General features: G+C 43.4%; 23 protein-coding genes. 21 read left to right on the top strand and 2 right to left on the bottom strand.

The features are described 5' to 3' along the window. Positions 1-6 precede the first annotated feature (6 nt). From EKB01_RS00765 to EKB01_RS00775, 3 genes are read left to right on the top strand one after another with little or no spacing between them, the layout of a single operon-like run. Positions 7-321, top strand: a complete 315-nt coding sequence (locus EKB01_RS00765; protein ID WP_167265174.1) for a hypothetical protein — start codon at positions 7-9, stop codon at positions 319-321. Beyond that, entirely contained in the window at positions 300-1,319 is a 1,020-nt protein-coding gene (gene galE, locus EKB01_RS00770; protein WP_084939863.1) for a UDP-glucose 4-epimerase GalE, read from the top strand. Before EKB01_RS00765 ends, galE begins: the two co-directional genes overlap by 22 nt. Further along, complete coding sequence (locus tag EKB01_RS00775; RefSeq protein ID WP_162279080.1) at positions 1,303-2,286, top strand: glycosyltransferase family 2 protein; 984 nt, start codon at positions 1,303-1,305, stop codon at positions 2,284-2,286. Before galE ends, EKB01_RS00775 begins: the two co-directional genes overlap by 17 nt. An 82-nt stretch (positions 2,287-2,368) precedes the next feature. On the opposite strand, the gene EKB01_RS00780 is transcribed toward EKB01_RS00775, so the two are convergent. Beyond that, on the bottom strand, positions 2,369-2,572 hold the full coding sequence (locus EKB01_RS00780) for a ferredoxin (protein ID WP_162278996.1): 204 nt from the start codon (positions 2,570-2,572) through the stop codon (positions 2,369-2,371). 45 nt (positions 2,573-2,617) lie between these two features. Between EKB01_RS00780 and EKB01_RS00785 the strand changes: the two genes are divergently transcribed. The 10 genes from EKB01_RS00785 (at position 2,618) to whiA (ending at position 9,677) form a co-directional block, all read left to right on the top strand. Beyond that, the gene (locus EKB01_RS00785; RefSeq protein WP_001040924.1) at positions 2,618-3,124 is read left to right on the top strand and encodes an SAG1386/EF1546 family surface-associated protein; all 507 of its coding nucleotides are present in this window, start codon (positions 2,618-2,620) and stop codon (positions 3,122-3,124) included. A 9-nt stretch (positions 3,125-3,133) separates the two neighbouring features. After that, positions 3,134-3,808 carry a (d)CMP kinase gene (cmk, locus tag EKB01_RS00790; protein WP_167265274.1) on the top strand — a complete coding sequence of 225 codons (675 nt, stop codon included), beginning with the start codon at positions 3,134-3,136 and terminating at the stop codon, positions 3,806-3,808. A gap of 118 nt (positions 3,809-3,926) precedes the next feature. After that, the gene (locus EKB01_RS00795) at positions 3,927-4,433 is read left to right on the top strand and encodes a dihydrofolate reductase (protein WP_033606214.1); all 507 of its coding nucleotides are present in this window, start codon (positions 3,927-3,929) and stop codon (positions 4,431-4,433) included. After that, the gene (locus tag EKB01_RS00800; protein WP_000442251.1) at positions 4,433-4,603 is read left to right on the top strand and encodes a hypothetical protein; all 171 of its coding nucleotides are present in this window, start codon (positions 4,433-4,435) and stop codon (positions 4,601-4,603) included. The genes EKB01_RS00795 and EKB01_RS00800 overlap by 1 nt, the downstream gene beginning before the upstream one ends. Before the next feature lie 31 nt (positions 4,604-4,634). Further along, positions 4,635-5,867, top strand: coding sequence for an ATP-dependent Clp protease ATP-binding subunit ClpX (clpX, locus tag EKB01_RS00805; RefSeq protein WP_009755265.1), 1,233 nt, complete (start codon positions 4,635-4,637; stop codon positions 5,865-5,867). Between the two features lie 8 nt (positions 5,868-5,875). Continuing rightward, positions 5,876-6,463, top strand: coding sequence for a ribosome biogenesis GTP-binding protein YihA/YsxC (gene yihA / locus EKB01_RS00810; protein ID WP_167265276.1), 588 nt, complete (start codon positions 5,876-5,878; stop codon positions 6,461-6,463). A 9-nt stretch (positions 6,464-6,472) separates the two neighbouring features. Continuing rightward, the gene (locus EKB01_RS00815) at positions 6,473-6,853 is read left to right on the top strand and encodes a RidA family protein (protein ID WP_001140420.1); all 381 of its coding nucleotides are present in this window, start codon (positions 6,473-6,475) and stop codon (positions 6,851-6,853) included. A gap of 51 nt (positions 6,854-6,904) precedes the next feature. Continuing rightward, the gene (rapZ, locus tag EKB01_RS00820) at positions 6,905-7,795 is read left to right on the top strand and encodes an RNase adapter RapZ (protein ID WP_000163039.1); all 891 of its coding nucleotides are present in this window, start codon (positions 6,905-6,907) and stop codon (positions 7,793-7,795) included. Beyond that, complete coding sequence (locus EKB01_RS00825; RefSeq protein ID WP_001231060.1) at positions 7,792-8,769, top strand: YvcK family protein; 978 nt, start codon at positions 7,792-7,794, stop codon at positions 8,767-8,769. The genes rapZ and EKB01_RS00825 overlap by 4 nt, the downstream gene beginning before the upstream one ends. Beyond that, positions 8,766-9,677, top strand: a complete 912-nt coding sequence (whiA, locus tag EKB01_RS00830; protein ID WP_000011266.1) for a DNA-binding protein WhiA — start codon at positions 8,766-8,768, stop codon at positions 9,675-9,677. The genes EKB01_RS00825 and whiA overlap by 4 nt, the downstream gene beginning before the upstream one ends. A 32-nt stretch (positions 9,678-9,709) precedes the next feature. On the opposite strand, the gene EKB01_RS00835 is transcribed toward whiA, so the two are convergent. Beyond that, complete coding sequence (locus tag EKB01_RS00835; protein ID WP_167265278.1) at positions 9,710-10,678, bottom strand: NAD(P)/FAD-dependent oxidoreductase; 969 nt, start codon at positions 10,676-10,678, stop codon at positions 9,710-9,712. 136 nt (positions 10,679-10,814) lie between these two features. On the opposite strand from EKB01_RS00835, the gene cdaA reads away from it, so the two are divergent. The 8 genes from cdaA (at position 10,815) to EKB01_RS00875 (ending at position 19,104) form a co-directional block, all read left to right on the top strand. Then, on the top strand, positions 10,815-11,672 hold the full coding sequence (gene cdaA, locus EKB01_RS00840) for a diadenylate cyclase CdaA (RefSeq protein ID WP_167265280.1): 858 nt from the start codon (positions 10,815-10,817) through the stop codon (positions 11,670-11,672). After that, positions 11,659-12,441 (top strand): CdaR family protein, encoded by a 783-nt coding sequence (locus tag EKB01_RS00845; RefSeq protein ID WP_001230923.1) that lies wholly within the window; start codon positions 11,659-11,661, stop codon positions 12,439-12,441. Before cdaA ends, EKB01_RS00845 begins: the two co-directional genes overlap by 14 nt. A 28-nt stretch (positions 12,442-12,469) precedes the next feature. Continuing rightward, entirely contained in the window at positions 12,470-13,822 is a 1,353-nt protein-coding gene (gene glmM / locus EKB01_RS00850; RefSeq protein ID WP_167265693.1) for a phosphoglucosamine mutase, read from the top strand. Positions 13,823-13,895: 73 nt separating this feature from the next. Beyond that, positions 13,896-14,270 carry a DUF1149 family protein gene (locus tag EKB01_RS00855; protein ID WP_001050092.1) on the top strand — a complete coding sequence of 125 codons (375 nt, stop codon included), beginning with the start codon at positions 13,896-13,898 and terminating at the stop codon, positions 14,268-14,270. 2 nt (positions 14,271-14,272) lie between these two features. Continuing rightward, entirely contained in the window at positions 14,273-15,121 is an 849-nt protein-coding gene (locus EKB01_RS00860; protein ID WP_109290155.1) for a DegV family protein, read from the top strand. Positions 15,122-15,272: 151 nt separating this feature from the next. Further along, the gene (gene dapB, locus EKB01_RS00865) at positions 15,273-16,040 is read left to right on the top strand and encodes a 4-hydroxy-tetrahydrodipicolinate reductase (protein WP_084974916.1); all 768 of its coding nucleotides are present in this window, start codon (positions 15,273-15,275) and stop codon (positions 16,038-16,040) included. Further along, on the top strand, positions 16,037-17,236 hold the full coding sequence (locus EKB01_RS00870) for a CCA tRNA nucleotidyltransferase (protein ID WP_167265282.1): 1,200 nt from the start codon (positions 16,037-16,039) through the stop codon (positions 17,234-17,236). The genes dapB and EKB01_RS00870 overlap by 4 nt, the downstream gene beginning before the upstream one ends. Beyond that, the gene (locus EKB01_RS00875; RefSeq protein ID WP_167265284.1) at positions 17,233-19,104 is read left to right on the top strand and encodes an ABC-F family ATP-binding cassette domain-containing protein; all 1,872 of its coding nucleotides are present in this window, start codon (positions 17,233-17,235) and stop codon (positions 19,102-19,104) included. Before EKB01_RS00870 ends, EKB01_RS00875 begins: the two co-directional genes overlap by 4 nt. Positions 19,105-19,125: the final 21 nt, after the last annotated feature.

The following is a 19,125-nucleotide window of genomic DNA, read 5'->3' on the forward strand; positions in this document are numbered from 1 at the left end:
TACTCAATGAAAATCAAAGAGCAAACTAGGAAGCTAGCCGCAGGCTGCTCAAAGCACGGCTTTGAGGCTATGGACAGAACTGATGAAGTCAGCTCAAAACACTGTTTTGAGGTTGTGGATCGAACTGACGAAGTCAGTAACCATACCCACGGTAAGGCGAAGCTGACATTGTTTGAAGAGATTTTCGAAGAGTATAAGCATTTTACTAAAATTTTAGTCTCCCCTCTAGGATGGCAAATGACATTCCCTACCAAAAATGGTAAAATAAGAAAAAATAATTCGAGAATCGAGGAAAAAAGATGCAAGAAAAGATTTTGGTAACTGGTGGTGCCGGTTTTATCGGAACCCACACTGTTATTGAATTGATCCAAGCAGGTCATCAAGTGGTTGTAGTGGATAACCTTGTCAATAGCAACCGTAAAAGTTTAGAAGTTGTTGAAAAAATCACAGGAGTTGAAATTCCTTTCTATGAGGCAGATATCCGTGATACTGATACTCTCAGAGATATTTTCAAGCAAGAAGAGCCAACAGGTGTGATTCACTTTGCTGGTTTGAAGGCTGTAGGTGAATCAACACGTATCCCTCTTGCCTACTATGACAACAATATCGCTGGAACCCTTAGTCTTTTAAAAGTTATGGAAGAAGCAAACTGTAAGAATATCATCTTCAGCTCTTCTGCGACAGTTTACGGAGATCCTCACACAGTTCCAATCTTAGAAGATTTCCCACTTTCAGTGACCAACCCTTACGGTCGTACCAAACTCATGCTAGAAGAAATCTTGACCGATATCTACAAAGCAGACTCAGAATGGAATGTGGTCTTGCTTCGTTACTTTAACCCAATCGGAGCACATGAGAGCGGAGATTTAGGAGAAAATCCTAATGGAATTCCAAACAATCTCTTACCATATGTGACTCAGGTAGCTGTTGGAAAATTAGAGCAAGTACAAGTCTTCGGAGACGATTACGATACGGAAGATGGAACTGGTGTTCGTGACTATATCCACGTCGTAGATCTAGCCAAAGGTCACGTTGCAGCTCTTCAAAAAATCCAAAAGGGGTCTGGCCTTAACATTTATAACCTTGGAACAGGCAAAGGCTACTCTGTTCTTGAAATTATTCAAAATATGGAAAAAGCAGTGGGACGTCCTATTCCTTACCGCATCGTAGAACGCCGCCCAGGTGATATCGCTGCCTGCTATTCAGATCCTGCAAAAGCCAAAGCAGAGCTCGGATGGGAAGCAGAATTTGATATCACGAAAATGTGTGAAGACGCATGGCGTTGGCAAAGTAAGCATCCAAATGGATTTGAAGACTAAGATAATGATTTCGATCATTGTCCCCTGTTTAAATGAAGAGGAAGTACTTCCTCTTTTTTATCAGTCTGTTGAAGATTTGCTTCCTGACCTGGGAGCAGAGGTCGAGTATGTCTTTATAGACGATGGCTCAAGCGATGGGACCTTAGATCTTTTGAAGGCTTATCGGGAGCAAAATCCTGCGGTGCATTATGTCTCATTTTCACGAAATTTTGGGAAGGAGGCAGCTCTGTACGCAGGTTTACAGTATGCGACTGGGGACCTGGTGGTTGTGATGGATGCAGACCTCCAGGACCCTCCCGGTATGCTACTTGAGATGAAAGCCTTACTAGACCAAAATGCAGACTTGGACTGTGTTGGGACACGGAGAACTAGTCGGGAGGGAGAACCCCTCTTTCGCAGTTTCTGTGCTGATCTTTTTTATCGCCTCATGCAAAAAATCAGCCCAGTAGCTCTCCCCTCAGGCGTCCGTGATTTCCGGATGATGAGAAGGTCTGTGGTAGATGCTATTTTAACCCTGACCGAGTCCAATCGGTTCTCTAAGGGACTCTTTGCCTGGGTGGGCTTTAAAACGCACTATCTTGATTATCCAAACGTTGAACGACAGGCTGGCAAGACCAGTTGGAGTTTTGGACAGCTCTTTGTCTACTCGATTGAAGGGATTCTCAATTTTTCAGATTTCCCCTTGAGTATAGCCTTTGTAGCGGGACTCCTATCTTGTTTTATTTCTTTTATGATGACTGTTTTTGTAGTATTTCGGACTCTTATTTTGGGAAATCCAACATCTGGCTGGACCTCTCTGATGGCCGTCATTCTCTTTCTTGGGGGGATTCAACTTCTGACCATTGGGATTCTGGGCAAGTATATCAGTAAGATTTACCTGGAAACCAAAAAAAGACCACTCTACCTCATCAAAGAAAAAAGTGATCTTTCTATTTTTGAAGGAAAAAATAACCGGAAAAGACTATAATTTTACCTAGAAATATGCTAAACTAGTAGGTGAAGGGATTAAAGTGATAAAGAGAATCTACAAAATCAATCTCCCTTTTAAACTATGATGGATCTTTTAGAAGTGCACGTGTAGGACAATTTTTGATGGCCTCCAGAACATCGCTGTTCTCAGCGATTTCTCTTTGCAATTCAACTGGATCATCGCAAAATCGAACGATTCCATTATCATGGTAATCAAAGAGTTCAGAATAGGTTTGGCAAAGCCCGCAGGCGATGCACCGTTCAGGTATAAGTGTGAGTTTCATATTTATATTGTAATAAGAAAGTTTAAAAAATACAAGGAGTAAGGTATGGCAAAGGAACCATGGCAAGAAGATATCTATGAAAATAGTGAGGAAGAATCAAGATCAGAGCGTCGTCGCCGTAAACAAAAAGGAAAAGGCGCTGTTGCCAATCGTGTCTTAACAGTTCTAGCTAGCCTCTTCTTTGTGATCGTTGTAGCGATGGTGGTTGTATTGATTTACTTATCAACCGGAGGAAGCAATCGTACTTCATCTTTGAAGGACTTCTATGATACATCGTCTCCTTCTACAAGTTCAAGTTCTAAAGTAGAAGCATCGTCATCTTCAAGTAGCAAGGTAGAGGAAACATCTTCTTCTGAAACAACTCCTTCAGAGAGCAGTTCAGAAGAGCACACAGAAGGAGAAGGAACACTCACTGTGCATCCTGGAGAGGGTGAGGCAGCTCTTGCTCAACGTGCAGGGATTTCCATTGCTCAATTAGAAGCCCTAAATCCTTCTCACATGTCATCTGGATCTTGGTTTGCCAACCCAGGTGATGTGATTAAGACAAGATAGGAGTCGGGAATGAAGACAATTCAAATTGCTATTGATGGTCCAGCTTCCAGTGGTAAGAGTACGGTTGCAAAGATTGTCGCTAAAGATTTTGGTTACACTTATCTCGATACGGGCGCTATGTACCGTGCTGCGACTTATATAGCGCTTAAGCACCAGTTGGATGCAGGAAATGTAGACCAACTTCTTGAGCTTCTTAACCAACACCCCATTAGTTTTGGACGTTCAGAAACAGGTGATCAACTTGTTTTTGTAGGGGATGTGGATATCACTCATCCTATCCGTGAAAATGAAGTGACCAACAAGGTTTCAAGCATTGCTGCCATTCCTGAGGTGCGTGAGAAACTGGTTTCGCTCCAGCAAGAAATTGCCCAGCAAGGTGGTATCGTCATGGATGGCCGTGATATCGGGACAGTTGTTTTACCACGAGCTGAACTCAAGATTTTCTTAGTGGCTTCTGTTGAAGAAAGAGCAGAGCGTCGTTACAAGGAAAATATTGCTAAAGGGATTGAGACTGACTTGGAAACGCTGAAAGAAGAAATTGCGGCACGTGACTACAAAGATAGTCATCGTGAAACCTCGCCTCTCAAGCAGGCTGAGGATGCAGTTTACCTTGACACAACAGGACTAAGTATCCAAGAAGTGGTTGAAAAAATCGAATCAGAAGCAAAAAAATATATGTCCTAGGTACGAGAGGAGCAGGCTAAATGAAGCCTGCTCCTTTTCTCTCTTTTGCGCGCGTTTCAAAACAGTCTTTTTGGGAGAATTTTGATAAAATAGTAATATCAATAAAAAGGACGGAAGCATGACAAAGAAAATCATAGCCATTTGGGCCCAGGATGAAAAAGGTGTGATTGGGAAGGAAAATCGTCTCCCTTGGCATTTGCCGGCAGAGTTGCAACATTTTAAGGAAACAACTTTAAATCATGCCATACTGATGGGACGAGTGACCTTTGATGGCATGGGACGTCGTCTGCTTCCAAAACGGCAAACCCTGATTTTAACGCGCAATAGCGAAGAGGTCATAGATGGGGCGCTCGTATTTCAAGATGTGGAGTCTGTTTTAGCGTGGTATCAGAGTCAAGAAAAAAATCTCTATATCATTGGCGGAAAACAGATTTTTCAGGCTTTTGAGCCTTATTTAGATGAAATCATCGTGACACAGATTCATGCTCAGATAGAGGGAGATACCTATTTCCCTGAGGCGTTTGACTTGTCTCGTTTTGAGACGGTCGCAAGCAAATCTTACACCCGAGATGAGAAAAATGACTATGATTTTACCATCGAATACCGAGATAGAAAGGAAGTCTAATGGAGCGCAGTATATTTGGATTTTTCACAGCTTTTTTGTGTGTGATCTGTATTTTGACTGGAGCACAGGCTTTTCGTAAGAAGCGCTATGGACTGTCTGCCTTACTCTGGTTGAATGCCTTTACCAATCTGGTAAACAGTATTCATGCTTTTTACATGAACTTATTTTAGATAGAATGATAAATTAGAATGGAAGGAAATCATGCCTACAAATAGGAAAAATGATATGATGGTTTATTGCTCATTTTGTGGCAAAAGCCAAGAAGAAGTAAAGAAAATAATCGCTGGGAACAACGCTTTTATCTGTAATGAATGTGTGGAGTTGGCCCAGGAAATCATTCGGGAGGAGTTGGCCGAAGAAGTTTTGGCAGACTTGTCTGAAGTGCCAAAACCAATCGAGCTCCTCAATATCTTGAACCACTATGTGATTGGTCAGGATCGTGCCAAACGTGCCTTGGCAGTGGCTGTATACAATCACTATAAACGCATCAATTTCCACGATACGCGTGAAGAGTCAGAAGATGTGGATTTGCAGAAGTCAAACATCTTGATGATTGGCCCAACTGGTTCTGGGAAAACCTTTCTTGCTCAGACTTTGGCTAAGAGCTTGAACGTGCCTTTTGCGATTGCAGATGCGACAGCTCTTACTGAGGCTGGGTATGTGGGTGAGGACGTTGAGAATATCCTCCTCAAACTATTGCAGGCTGCTGACTTTAACATCGAACGTGCAGAACGTGGGATTATCTACGTTGATGAAATAGACAAGATTGCCAAAAAGAGCGAGAATGTGTCTATCACACGTGATGTTTCGGGTGAAGGGGTGCAACAAGCCCTTCTCAAGATTATCGAGGGAACTGTTGCTAGTGTGCCACCTCAAGGTGGACGCAAACATCCACAACAAGAGATGATTCAGGTAGATACCAAGAACATCCTCTTCATTGTGGGTGGTGCTTTTGATGGCATTGAAGAAATCGTCAAACAACGTCTGGGAGAAAAAGTCATCGGTTTTGGCCAAAATAACAAGGCGATTGATGAAAATAGCTCCTACATGCAAGAAATCATCGCAGAAGACATTCAAAAATTCGGGATTATCCCTGAGTTGATTGGACGCTTGCCTGTCTTTGCTGCTCTTGAACAATTGACGGCCGATGACTTGGTTCGCATCTTGAAAGAACCAAGAAATGCCTTGGTCAAACAATACCAAACCTTGCTTTCTTATGATGATGTTGAATTGGAATTTGACGATGAAGCCCTTCAAGAAATCGCTAATAAAGCCATCGAACGCAAAACGGGTGCGCGTGGTCTTCGCTCCATCATCGAAGAAACCATGCTAGATGTTATGTTTGAAGTACCGAGTCAGGAAAATGTGAAATTGGTCCGCATCACTAAAGAAGCTGTTGATGGAACGGATAAACCGATCCTGGAAACAGCCTAGAGGTGACTATGGAAATCAATACACACAATGCTGAAATCCTGCTCAGTGCGGCCAATAAATCTCACTATCCGCAGGATGAACTGCCAGAGATTGCCCTTGCAGGACGATCCAATGTTGGCAAGTCCAGCTTTATCAACACTATGCTCAACCGCAAGAATCTGGCTCGTACGTCTGGGAAACCTGGGAAAACCCAGCTTCTCAACTTCTTTAGCATTGATGACAAGATGCGTTTTGTGGATGTACCTGGGTATGGCTATGCCCGCGTTTCTAAAAAAGAACGTGAAAAGTGGGGTCGCATGATTGAGGAGTACTTAACTACTCGGGAAAATCTCCGTGCGGTTGTTAGTTTGGTGGACCTCCGTCATGACCCGTCAGCAGATGATGTGCAGATGTACGAATTTCTTAAGTATTATGAGATTCCGGTTATCATCGTTGCGACTAAGGCGGACAAGATTCCTCGTGGTAAATGGAACAAGCATGAATCAGCAATCAAAAAGAAATTAAACTTTGATTCAAGTGACGACTTTATCCTCTTTTCATCAGTCAGCAAGGCAGGGATGGATCAGGCTTGGGATGCAATATTAGAAAAATTGTGAGGGAAAGAAATGGCAAAAACAATTCATACAGACAAGGCTCCAAAGGCTATCGGACCTTATGTTCAAGGGAAAATCGTTGGCAATCTTTTGTTTGCTAGCGGTCAAGTTCCCCTATCTCCTGAAACTGGAGAAATTGTAGGAGAAACGATCCAAGAACAGACAGAACAAGTTTTGAAAAATATTGGTGCTATTTTGGCTGAAGCAGGAACAGACTTTGACCATGTTGTCAAAACAACTTGCTTCTTGAGCGATATGAATGACTTTGTTCCTTTTAACGAGGTTTACCAGACTGCCTTTAAAGAGGAATTTCCAGCTCGTTCAGCTGTAGAGGTTGCACGTCTTCCTCGTGATGTAAAAGTCGAAATTGAAGTGATCGCAGAGATTGGATAAGCTAGTTGAAGTTTGGCTCTGCCAAACTTTTTTTGATATAAGGAGAGATAGATGACAAAGAAACAACTTCACCTGGTAATTGTGACAGGGATGAGTGGTGCAGGGAAAACAGTAGCCATTCAGTCCTTCGAAGATTTGGGATATTTCACCATTGACAATATGCCGCCAGCCCTCTTACCAAAGTTTTTGCAGTTGGTTGAAACTAAAGATGATGACCACAAACTGGCCTTAGTAGTCGATATGCGGAGCCGTTCCTTCTTTTCAGAGATTCAGGCCGTTTTGGATGAATTGGAAAACCAAGATGATTTGGACTTCAAAATTCTCTTTTTAGACGCCGCAGATAAGGAATTGGTGGCACGCTATAAGGAAACTAGACGAAGTCACCCTCTAGCTGCTGATGGTCGGATTTTAGATGGCATTAAGCTGGAACGTGAACTCTTAGCACCTTTGAAAAACATGAGTCAAAATGTGGTAGATACGACCGAACTCACTCCGCGTGAACTGCGTAAAACCATTGCTGAGCAATTTTCAGACCAAGAACAGGCCCAGTCTTTCCGTATCGAAGTCATGTCTTTTGGATTCAAGTATGGTATTCCTATCGATGCAGACTTGGTTTTTGATGTCCGTTTCTTGCCAAATCCATACTACCTCCCTGAACTTCGCAATCAGACAGGTGAGGATCAAGCAGTTTATGACTATGTGATGAATCATGAAGAGTCTGAAAGTTTTTATCAACACTTACTCGCCTTGATTGAGCCCATTTTGCCAAGTTATAAAAAAGAAGGCAAGTCTGTTTTAACCATTGCAGTAGGATGTACAGGTGGACAGCACCGTAGTGTTGCCTTTGCTAAGCGAATCGCTGAGGACCTTGCTAAAAACTGGCCTGTCAATGAAAGCCATCGTGACAAAGACAGAAGAAAGGAAACGGTAAACCGTTCATGAGAAAACCAAAGATAACGGTAATTGGTGGAGGAACTGGTATCCCCGTCATTTTGAAAAGCTTGCGAGAAAAGGATGTTGATATCGCAGCCATCGTAACGGTAGCTGATGATGGTGGATCTTCTGGTGAACTAAGAAAGAATATCCAACAGCTGACACCACCAGGTGATCTTCGCAATGTTCTGGTAGCCATGTCGGATATGCCTAAGTTTTATGAGAAGGTTTTTCAGTACCGTTTCTCAGAAGAGGCTGGAGCTTTTGCGGGTCATCCACTGGGGAATATCATCATAGCTGGGCTCTCTGAAATGCAAGGGTCCACTTATAATGCCATGCAGCTGCTAAGTCTCTTTTTCCACACAACAGGAAAAATCTACCCCTCAAGCGATCAGCCTTTGACACTGCATGCAGTCTTTAAAGATGGTTCTGAGGTGGCAGGTGAGAGCCACATTGCAGATCATCCAGGTATGATCGACCATGTCTATGTGACCAATACCTTGGATGATGAAACACCCCAAGCCAGCCGTCGAGTGGTCAATACTATCCTCGAGAGTGATATGATCGTCTTGGGGCCTGGTTCCCTCTTTACATCGATTTTGCCCAATATTGTCATTGAGGAGATTGGGCAGGCTCTCTTGGAGACTAAGGCAGAGATCGCCTATGTCTGCAATATCATGACCCAGCGTGGGGAAACAGAGTACTTTTCAGACAGTGACCACGTGGAAGTCCTCCATCGACACTTAGGTCGGCCTTTTATCGATACGGTCTTAGTTAATATCGAGAAGGTTCCTAGAGAATACATGGATACCAACCGTTTTGATGAATATTTGGTTCAGGTAGAGCATGATTTTGCTGGTCTTTGCAAGCAGGTTCCTCGTGTGATTTCATCCAACTTCCTTCGTTTGGAAAATGGAGGAGCCTTCCATGATGGCGATTTGATTGTAGACGAATTGATGCGCATCATACAGGTGAGAAAATGAGTTTTACAGTTGCAGTAAAAGAAGAAATTCTTGGTCAACACCATCTCAGTCGTCATGAATTGTCTGCCATCATCAAGATGTCTGGCAGTATCGGTCTCTCTACTTCAGGCCTGACCTTGTCCGTCGTGACCGAAAATGCCAAGTTAGCTCGTCATCTTTATGAGTCTTTTCTCCATTTTTATGACATCAAGTCAGAAATTCGTCACCATCAGAGAAGCAATCTTCGCAAGAATCGTGTCTACACGGTCTATACCGATGAGAGGGTGCAGGAGCTTTTGGCTGATTTGCGGCTTGCGGATTCCTTCTTTGGTTTGGAGACGGGTATTGATCCCGATATCTTAGCAGATGAAGAAGCTGGTCGTGCTTACTTATGTGGGGCCTTTCTGGCAAATGGTAGCATCCGAGATCCGGAGTCTGGTAAGTATCAGTTGGAGATTAGTTCCGTTTATCTGGACCATGCACAAGGATTGGCCTCTCTCCTCCAGCAGTTTTTGCTGGACGCTAAGGTTATTGAGCGAAAGAAAGGTGCAGTTACCTATCTCCAGCGGGCAGAAGACATTATGGATTTCTTGATTGTGATTGGGGCCATGCAGGCGCGTGATAATTTTGAGCGCGTCAAGATTTTGCGTGAAACCCGTAATGATCTCAATCGAGCCAATAACGCTGAAACAGCCAATATCGCTCGAACGGTTTCTGCTAGTATGAAGACTATCAACAATATCAGTAAAATCAAAGATAGAATGGGTTTGGAAAATTTACCCGTGGATTTGCAAGAGGTAGCGCAGTTGCGGATTCAGCATCCAGACTACTCTATCCAGCAGTTGGCAGATAGCCTGAGCAATCCCCTAACCAAAAGTGGTGTCAACCACAGACTCAGAAAGATCAATAAAATAGCAGATGAACTATAAAACCACGAATCAGTTGATCCGTGGTTCTTTTCTTATAAATTGGTCGAGTGTTTGGGTTGCACTTTTTGTTCTGGGTCAATGTAGTTAATGGCATTGTTAACAGCTGTTGGAGCTTCACCCAGTCCTGTAGCGATCAAATCAATCTTACCTTCATAGTAGCAGCAGTCGCCGATAGCATAGATACCTGCTTGGCTGGATTCTTGTTTGCTATTGACGATAATCTTGTGACGGTTGAGGTCCAGACCCCAATTTTTAAGATTGCCGACAGATGATTTGAAGCCGTAATTGACAAAGAGGTGGTCTAGGTCGATCGTTTCGGTTTCATCTGATTTGACTTTGGTGATTTCTAGTTTATCGAGTGTTTTTCCATCTCCGAGAAGTTGGCTAGGGACGAACGGTGTCTTGATAGTTACAGATGATTCTTGCAAGGCTTGCACACTATGTTCCAAGGCGCGGAAGTTATCTCTGCGGTGAACAAGGGTAGTTGGGGCAATCTTTTCAAAAGCCAGAGCCCAGTCCACAGCTGAGTCTCCCCCACCAAGGATGGTCACTTTCTTGCCAGCGTATTGCTGAATGTTGGAAACGTGGTAGTGGATATTTTCATAGTTTTCAACGCCATCTAATTCGAGCGGACGTGGTTTGAAGGCGCCACCACCCATAGCAATGATAACGGTTTTAGTCAGGTGACTTCCCTTGTTGGTTGTAATGGTAAATCCTTGATCTTGTTTATTAATTTCAAGAACGGTTTCATTGAGATGAATAGGGGTATCAAAGCCGTTTAGCTGTTCAATCAAGCGATTGGTCAGCTCTTCCCCAGTTAAGTTTGGAAAACCTGGCACGTCAAGGATTTGCTTTTCAGGGTAGAGGATGGCTGGTTGACCACCGAGTTGGGGAAGAGAGTCGATGATTTGGACTTTGGCTTGGCGTAGGTGGGCGTAAAAGGCAGCAAAGAGGCCGACAGGACCGCCCCCTACAATGGTAATATCATAGAGTTGAGACATGATTTCTCCTTCGTTTTTTCTAGTCAGTTTATTGTATCATAATTTTGCTTAATTTAAAATGAAGTAGGATGGGGAAAAAATGAGCAGAAAATGGTATAATGATGAGTAAAGTGTTTTGACAGGGAGGAGGCCAAGGATGAATTTTCAACAATTATCCAATTTACAATACTGGACGAGTTTGTTTTCAAGTCCTTGGAGTATAGTCACCAATCTGATTGATATTCTCATTGTGACTTATATTTTATATCATTTTACTAAAGCTATTGCAGGCACCAAGATTATGATATTGGTCCGTGGGGTCTTAGTTTTTATTCTAGCCCAGATTCTTTCCAATATGATTGGTTTAACGACTATTTCCTGGTTGATCAATCAGATCATCACCTACGGGGTGATTGCAGCGGTGGTTATCTTTTCACCAGAGATTCGGACTGGTTTGGAGCGATTGGGCCGGGCTACTGATTTCTTCTCCAATGCCCCTATTAGTGCGGAAGAGCAGATGGTTCGTTCATTTGTGAAATCAGTTGAATACATGAGTCCTCGTAAGATTGGGGCGCTTGTAGTGGTTCAGCGAGTAAGAACCTTGCAGGAATACATCTCGACAGGGATCCCTTTAGATGCTAAAATTTCGGCTGAATTGCTTATCAATATTTTCATTCCCAACACTCCCTTGCATGATGGTGCTGTCATTATCAAGGAAGACCGAATTGCTGTAACTTCAGCCTATCTACCCTTGACTGAAGATACCGGGATTTCCAAGGAGTTTGGAACGCGTCACAGGGCGGCGATTGGTTTGTCGGAAGTGTCAGATGCTCTTACCTTTGTGGTTTCGGAAGAAACGGGTGGAATCTCCATCACCTATAATGGAGTCTTTAAGCACGATTTGACCTTGGAAGAGTTTGAATCTGAATTGAGAAGAATCTTACTTCCAAAGTCAGAGAAAAAGCAAGGTCTGAAAGAGCGCTTGCTAGGAGGATTGAAACATGAGAAAAAATAGTTTATACATCATTTCTTCCTTCTTTTTCGCCTGCATTCTCTTTATCTATGCAACATTGACAAACTATCAGAATAGCAACAGTGCCAGACAGGTGCGAACGGAGACTTATACAAACACAGTTCTTAATGTCCCAATTGATATTCAGTATGACAGTGATCAGTATTTTATCAGTGGTTTTACATCTGAAGTGACGGTCTTTCTAACAGGGTCAAACAGAGTTGCTTTGGCGAGTGAGATGCAGGAAAGTACCCGCAAATTTAAGGTGACGGCTGATCTTTCTGATGCTAGTGTAGGAACCATCGAAGTTCCTCTGACTATTGAAAATTTACCGAGTGGTTTGACGGCTGTTGCGACACCGCAAAAGATAACAGTGAAGGTTGGTAAAAAAGCAAAACGGGACAATGTCATTGTTGTGCCGGAGATTGATCCTAGTCAGATTGATTCTCGCGTGAAAATCGATACAGTTACTGTATCAGATGAAAAAGTAACGGTTATTAGTGATGAGGAAACCCTCTCCAAAGTAGATCGTGTCATTGCCATCTTACCGACGAGTGAACGGATAACTAGAAACTACTCGTCCTCTGTTCCTCTACAAGCAGTCGATAAAAATGGAAATGTCTTACCAAGCGTCATTATGCCGTTTGACACAACTATGAAAATTACAACAAAAACAGCAACGTCTAGTTCAAGTAACTCGTCAACAAGTTCCTCAGAAGGCAGTTCGTCTTCAACGAGTTCAGAAACAAAATCAGATTCGTCTAAACAATAATAAATAATAGAAAAGGATGATAAATAAAATGGGTAAATATTTTGGGACCGATGGAGTCCGTGGAGAAGCAAACGTAGAATTGACGCCAGAATTGGCCTTTAAACTGGGACGTTTTGGTGGTTATGTTCTTAGCCAACACGAAACAGAAGCCCCTAAAGTCTTTGTAGGACGTGATACACGTATCTCAGGAGAAATGCTAGAATCTGCCTTGGTGGCAGGTCTTCTATCAGTAGGGATTCACGTCTACAAACTTGGTGTCCTTGCAACACCAGCAGTAGCTTATTTGGTTAAAACTGAGGGAGCTAGTGCGGGTGTCATGATTTCAGCGAGTCACAACCCAGCCCTTGATAATGGAATTAAGTTCTTTGGTGGGGATGGATTCAAACTTGATGACGAAAAAGAAGCAGAAATCGAAGCCTTGTTGGACGCTGCCGAAGACACACTTCCTCGTCCGAGTGCAGAGGGCTTGGGAACCTTGGTGGACTATCCAGAAGGTTTGCGTAAGTATGAAGGCTACCTTGTTTCAACTGGAACTCCTCTTGAGGGAATGAAAGTTGCCTTGGATACAGCCAATGGTGCAGCAGCTACAAGTGCCCGTCAGATTTTCGCTGATCTAGGTGCCCAGTTGACAGTTATTGGCGAAACACCAGATGGTCTTAATATCAACTTGAATGTGGGTTCTACACATCCAGAAGCTCTTCAAGAAGTGGTCAAAGAAAGCCAGTCAGCTATTGGTTTGGCCTTTGACGGAGATAGTGACCGTTTGATTGCTGTTGATGAAAATGGCGACATCGTCGATGGTGATAAGATCATGTACATCATCGGAAAATACCTTTCTGAAAAAGGCCAGTTGGCTCAAAACACCATCGTGACAACGGTTATGTCTAACCTTGGCTTCCATAAGGCCTTGGAGAGTGCTGGTATTAACAAGGCAGTGACTGCTGTTGGAGACCGCTATGTCGTTGAAGAAATGAGAAAATCAGGCTACAACCTTGGTGGTGAACAGTCTGGTCACGTTATCTTGATGGACTACAATACAACTGGTGATGGTCAATTATCAGCTGTTCAATTGACTAAAATCATGAAAGAAACAGGCAAGAGCTTGTCTCAACTAGCATCAGAAGTGACGATTTACCCACAAAAACTGGTCAATATCCGAGTGGAAAATGCCATGAAAGAGAAAGCCATGGAAGTACCAGCCATCAAGACAATCATCGAAAAGATGGAAGAAGAGATGGCAGGGAACGGTCGTATCCTTGTCCGCCCAAGTGGAACAGAACCCCTCTTGCGTGTCATGGCAGAAGCGCCAACAACAGAAGAAGTGAACTACTACGTAGATACGATTGCTGCTGTTGTTAAAGATGAAATCGGAATTGACTAAAGCCTAGAAAACTAGATGAAATGATAAAAATGTGGTACAATTGCATAGTAAATTGTAGCAATGGGAGAGAAAAATGAATCTTAAACGAGAACAAGAATTTGTTAGCCAGTATCACTTTGATGCTCGTAACTTTGAATGGGAAAATGAAAATGGAGCTCCTGAAACCAAGGTAGACGTGAACTTTCAGTTGCTCCAACATGACCAAGAAAATCAAGTGACTTCGCTTGTCGTTATCTTGAGCTTCATGATTGTCTTTGACAAATTTGTCATCAGCGGAACGATTTCCCAAGTTAACCATGTGGAAGGTCGTATTGTCAACGAACCAAGCGAATTTAACCAAGAAGAAGTCGAAACCTTGGCACGTCCATGTTTGAACATGCTCAATCGTTTGACGTATGAAGTAACAGAAATCGCCTTGGATCTTCCAGGGATCAATTTGGAGTTTTAGTCATGAAATTAGCTGTCATTACAGATTCTTCAGCCTATTTAGAGGAGAAGACGCTGCAAAGAGAGAATCTTTTTATCTTGGATATTCCTGTCAATATTGATGGAGAGGAGTATGTTGAAGGTGTCAATCTAACTGCTGAGGAATTTTATCAAAAAATGGCTCAGTCTGCAGAATTGCCTAAAACTAGTCAACCGAGTATTGCCAAATTGGATGAGATTCTAAGTTCCTTGAAAGATGAAGGCTATACCCATGTCTTGGGACTCTTTCTTTCGTCAGGAATTTCAGGCTTTTATCAGAACATCCAATACATGTTGGATGAGTATGATGACTTGACCATTGCCTTTCCAGATACCCATATCACAAGTTCCCCTCTAGGATTTATGGTAGAGAGTGCCTTTGAATGGGCAGAACAAGGCGATGATTTTGCCCAGATTCAGGAGAAGTTGGGGATTCAAATTGCTGATAATTCAGCCTTTATCATAGTAGATGACCTCGACCACTTGGTTAAAGGAGGACGTTTGTCAAATGGGGCAGCCATCTTAGGGAATCTCCTCAGTATCAAGCCTATTCTTTATTTCAATGACCAAGGTGTGATTGAAGTTTACGAAAAAGTTCGTACAGAAAAGAAAGCAATCAAACGTTTGGTGGAAATCATCAAGGAGTTGACAAAAGATGGGAACTACCGTATAACAGTCATCCATGGGAACGCTCCTCAAAAGGCAGCGGATTTACGTCAGCTTTTGATGGAGAGTGGTGTGACTGCTGAAATTCCAATTGAAACCTTTGGTAGTGTCATTGGGACCCACCTTGGAGAAGGTAGTATCGCCTTGAGCTATACACCAATCGTCTAAATTGTTTTTACAAGCTTTGTATCTTAGCAATTGAACACGGCCTACCTGCCTCTTGAAAAAAGATGCCTGTCTTGCCTTTCATGGAAAGTCAGCGCCATTCCCTATTTTTCATGGGCAGCTAACGTCCTTTGTATCTTAGTCAGGAGTAGTGATGAGTATTCGAGTAATTATTGCCGGGTTTAAGGGAAAGATGGGCCAAGCTGCTTGTCAGATGGTCTTGGCTGATCCAGACTTGGACTTGGTCGCAGTTTTGGATCCTTTTGAGTCTGAGTCAGAATGGCAAGGGATTCCTGTCTTTAATGATAAGGCTGATTTAGCCGGGTTTGAAGCGGATGTCTGGGTAGACTTTACTACACCAGCCGTTGCCTACGAAAATACACGCTTTGCTCTTGAAAATGGCTTTGCTCCAGTAGTTGGAACAACAGGATTCACTAGTGACGAAATTGCAGAACTAAAAGCATTTTCCCGTGAACAAGATTTGGGTGGCTTGATTGCTCCTAACTTTGCCTTGGGAGCTGTCTTGCTTATGCAATTTGCGGCGCAGGCTGCCAAATATTTCCCAAATGTAGAGATTATCGAGCTCCATCATGACAAGAAAAAAGATGCTCCGAGTGGAACAGCCATTAAAACGGCTGAGCTGATGGCGGAAGTGCGAGAGTCTATCCAACAAGGTGCGCCTGATGAGGAAGAATTGATTGCAGGTGCCCGTGGTGCTGACTTTGATGGCATGCGGATCCACTCAGTTCGTTTGCCAGGCTTAGTAGCTCATCAAGAAGTTATCTTTGGCAATCAGGGAGAAGGATTGACCCTTCGTCATGACTCCTATGATCGCAGCTCCTTCATGACAGGGGTCAATTTGGGAATCAAAGAAGTTGTCAAGCGTCATGAGCTTGTCTATGGATTAGAACACTTATTATGAGATTAACGCAAATGCCTTCTGAATTTCAGAAGGCTTTACCAGTATTAGAAAAAATTAAAGAAGCAGGCTTTGAAGCCTATTTTGTTGGGGGCTCTGTTCGAGATGCCCTCCTCAATCGTCCCATCCACGATGTGGATATCGCGACTTCTTCCTATCCAGAGGAGACTAAGCAGATTTTTCCGCGAACAGCCGATATTGGAATCGAGCATGGAACTGTTTTAGTTTTAGATGGGGACGAGGAATATGAAGTGACGACCTTTCGGACCGAAGATGTCTATGTGGACTATCGCAGACCCAGTGCGGTTTCCTTCGTGCGTTCGCTAGAAGAAGACCTCAAGCGCCGTGATTTCACAGTCAACGCCTTTGCCTTGGATGAGACAGGCGAAATCATTGACTTGTTTCATGGTTTAGAAGATTTGAAAAACCAAGTCTTGCGAGCAGTTGGAGTAGCTAGTGAGCGTTTCAACGAAGATGCTTTGCGGATTATGCGTGGTTTCCGTTTTCAGGCCAGTCTTGGTTTTGAACTTGAGCCAGAAACATTTAAAGCGATGAAGACTTTGACGCCGCTTTTGGAGAAAATTTCTGTGGAGCGCACCTTCGTTGAGTTTGATAAACTCTTGCTGGCACCGTTTTGGCGAGTGGGTCTGTCTTCCATGATTGAGAGTCAAGCTTATGACTATCTTCCAGATATGGCAGGAAGCCAAGACAAGCTCAACAGACTGTTTGATTTGGAGACTGATTTCACTTTTGAGTCTTCCGAACAAGCCTGGGCGGCTCTATTGTGGGCTTTGGAGATTAAAGATGCACAGCCATTTTTGAAACATTGGAAGACCTCACGCCAGTTTGCCAAGCAAGTACAGGATTTGCTGACTATTTTGACTTTGCGAGAAGAAGGAGAGCTGAGCAGGCGCGATTGTTACCGCTTTGACTTGGATTCCCTTCTACAAGCTGAAAGTCTTCGTCAGGCCCAAGGAAAAGAAGTCAACCCACAAGCCATCAAAGAAACTTACCATAGTTTGACCATTCATGATAAGAAAGAAATTCAGATTAACGGTGGAATTTTGATTAAGGAATATGGTTACCAGCCAGGACCAGACTTGGGAGAGATTTTAACAGAGATTGAGTTTGCCATTGTCGATGGAGAGTTGGAAAACGACCGTCAAGCAATCCATGCTTACCTGAGGGAGAAAAAATGAGTGATTTTATCGTTGAAAAATTAAGCAAATCCGTCGGAGACAAGACCGTTTTTAAGGATATTTCTTTTATTATCCATGACCTAGACAGAATTGGTCTGATTGGTGTCAATGGGACTGGTAAGACCACTCTGTTGGATGTTCTTTCTGGTGTTTCTGGCTTTGATGGGGATGTCAGTCCCTTTTCGGCAAAGAATGACTATAAGATTGGCTACTTGACCCAGGATCCTGATTTTGATGATAGCAAGACGGTCTTGGATACGGTTCTATCCAGCGACCTCAAGGAAATCCAGCTCATTCGTGAGTATGAGTTAATCATGCTCAACTACAGTGAGGACAAGCAAGCTCGTTTGGAACGGGTCATGGCAGAGATGGACTCTCTCCAAGCTTGGGAAATTGAAAGCCAGGTCAAGACGGTTCTCAGCAAGTTGGGCATTCAGAACTTATCTACTCCTGTTGGGGAATTGTCAGGCGGTCTGAGAAGACGGGTTCAGTTGGCGCAAGTTCTCCTAGGAAACCACGACCTCTTGCTTCTGGACGAGCCGACCAACCACCTGGACATTGCGACTATTGAGTGGCTGACTCTTTTTTTGAAAAATTCCAAGAAGACAGTTCTCTTTATCACCCACGATCGTTATTTCCTAGATGCACTATCAACGCGGATTTTCGAGTTGGACCGAGCAGGCTTGACCGAGTATCAGGGAAATTACCAGGACTATGTTCGCCTCAAGGCTGAACAAGATGAGCGTGACGCTGCCCTTCTCCACAAGAAAGAACAACTCTACAAACAAGAACTGGCCTGGATGCGTAGACAACCGCAAGCGCGTGCGACCAAGCAGCAGGCTCGTATCAATCGTTTCCATGACTTGAAAAAGGAAGTTTCAGGTGGCGTTGCTGATACAGACTTGACCATGAACTTTGAGACCAGTCGGATTGGGAAGAAAGTCATCGAGTTTCAGAATGTTTCCTTTGCTTATGAGAATAAGCCAATATTGCAAGATTTTAATCTCTTGGTGCAAGCTAAAGACCGTATCGGTATCGTTGGGGACAACGGTGTTGGGAAATCAACCCTACTCAACTTGATTGCAGGAAGTCTTGAGCCAACTGAAGGACAAGTTGTGAGAGGGGAAACTGTTCGCATCGCCTATTTCTCTCAACAAATCGAAGGCTTGGATGAAAGCAAACGGGTCATCAATTACCTGCAGGAAGTAGCAGAAGAGGTTAAGACCAGTGGTGGTTCCACGACTTCCATTGCAGAGTTGCTGGAGCAGTTCCTTTTCCCACGTTCAACCCACGGAACCTTGATTGAGAAATTGTCTGGGGGAGAGAAAAAACGCCTTTATCTCCTCAAACTTCTCCTGGAAAAACCCAATGTTCTTCTTTTGGACGAGCCGACAAATGACTTGGACATTGCAACCTTGACAGTCTTGGAGAATTTCTTGCAGGGCTTTGCAGGGCCAGTATTGACAGTTAGCCACGACCGTTATTTCCTGGATAAGGTAGCGACCAAGATTCTCGCTTTTGAGGATGGTAAGATTCGTCCTTTCTTTGGTCATTACACAGACTATCTTGACGAAAAAGCCTTTGAAACAGAGATGGCCAATCAAGTGCAAAAGGCTGAAAAGGAAAGAGTGGTCAAGGTCCGTGAAGACAAGAAACACATGACCTACCAAGAAAAGCAGGAGTGGGCAAGCATTGAAGGCGATATTGAAGCCTTGGAAAATCGTATCGCTACCATTGAAGAAGAGATGCAGGCAAACGGCTCTGACTTTGGCAAACTAGCGACCCTTCAGAAAGAGCTAGACGAGAAAAACGAAGAACTCCTTGAGAAATACGAACGCTATGAATACCTAAGTGACTTTGATAGTTAGGTGAATAGAAAAATCCTGTCA

It is taken from the genome of Streptococcus sp. CCUG 71758 (assembly GCF_011714815.1).
GTDB classification, from domain to species: domain Bacteria; phylum Bacillota; class Bacilli; order Lactobacillales; family Streptococcaceae; genus Streptococcus; species Streptococcus halitosis.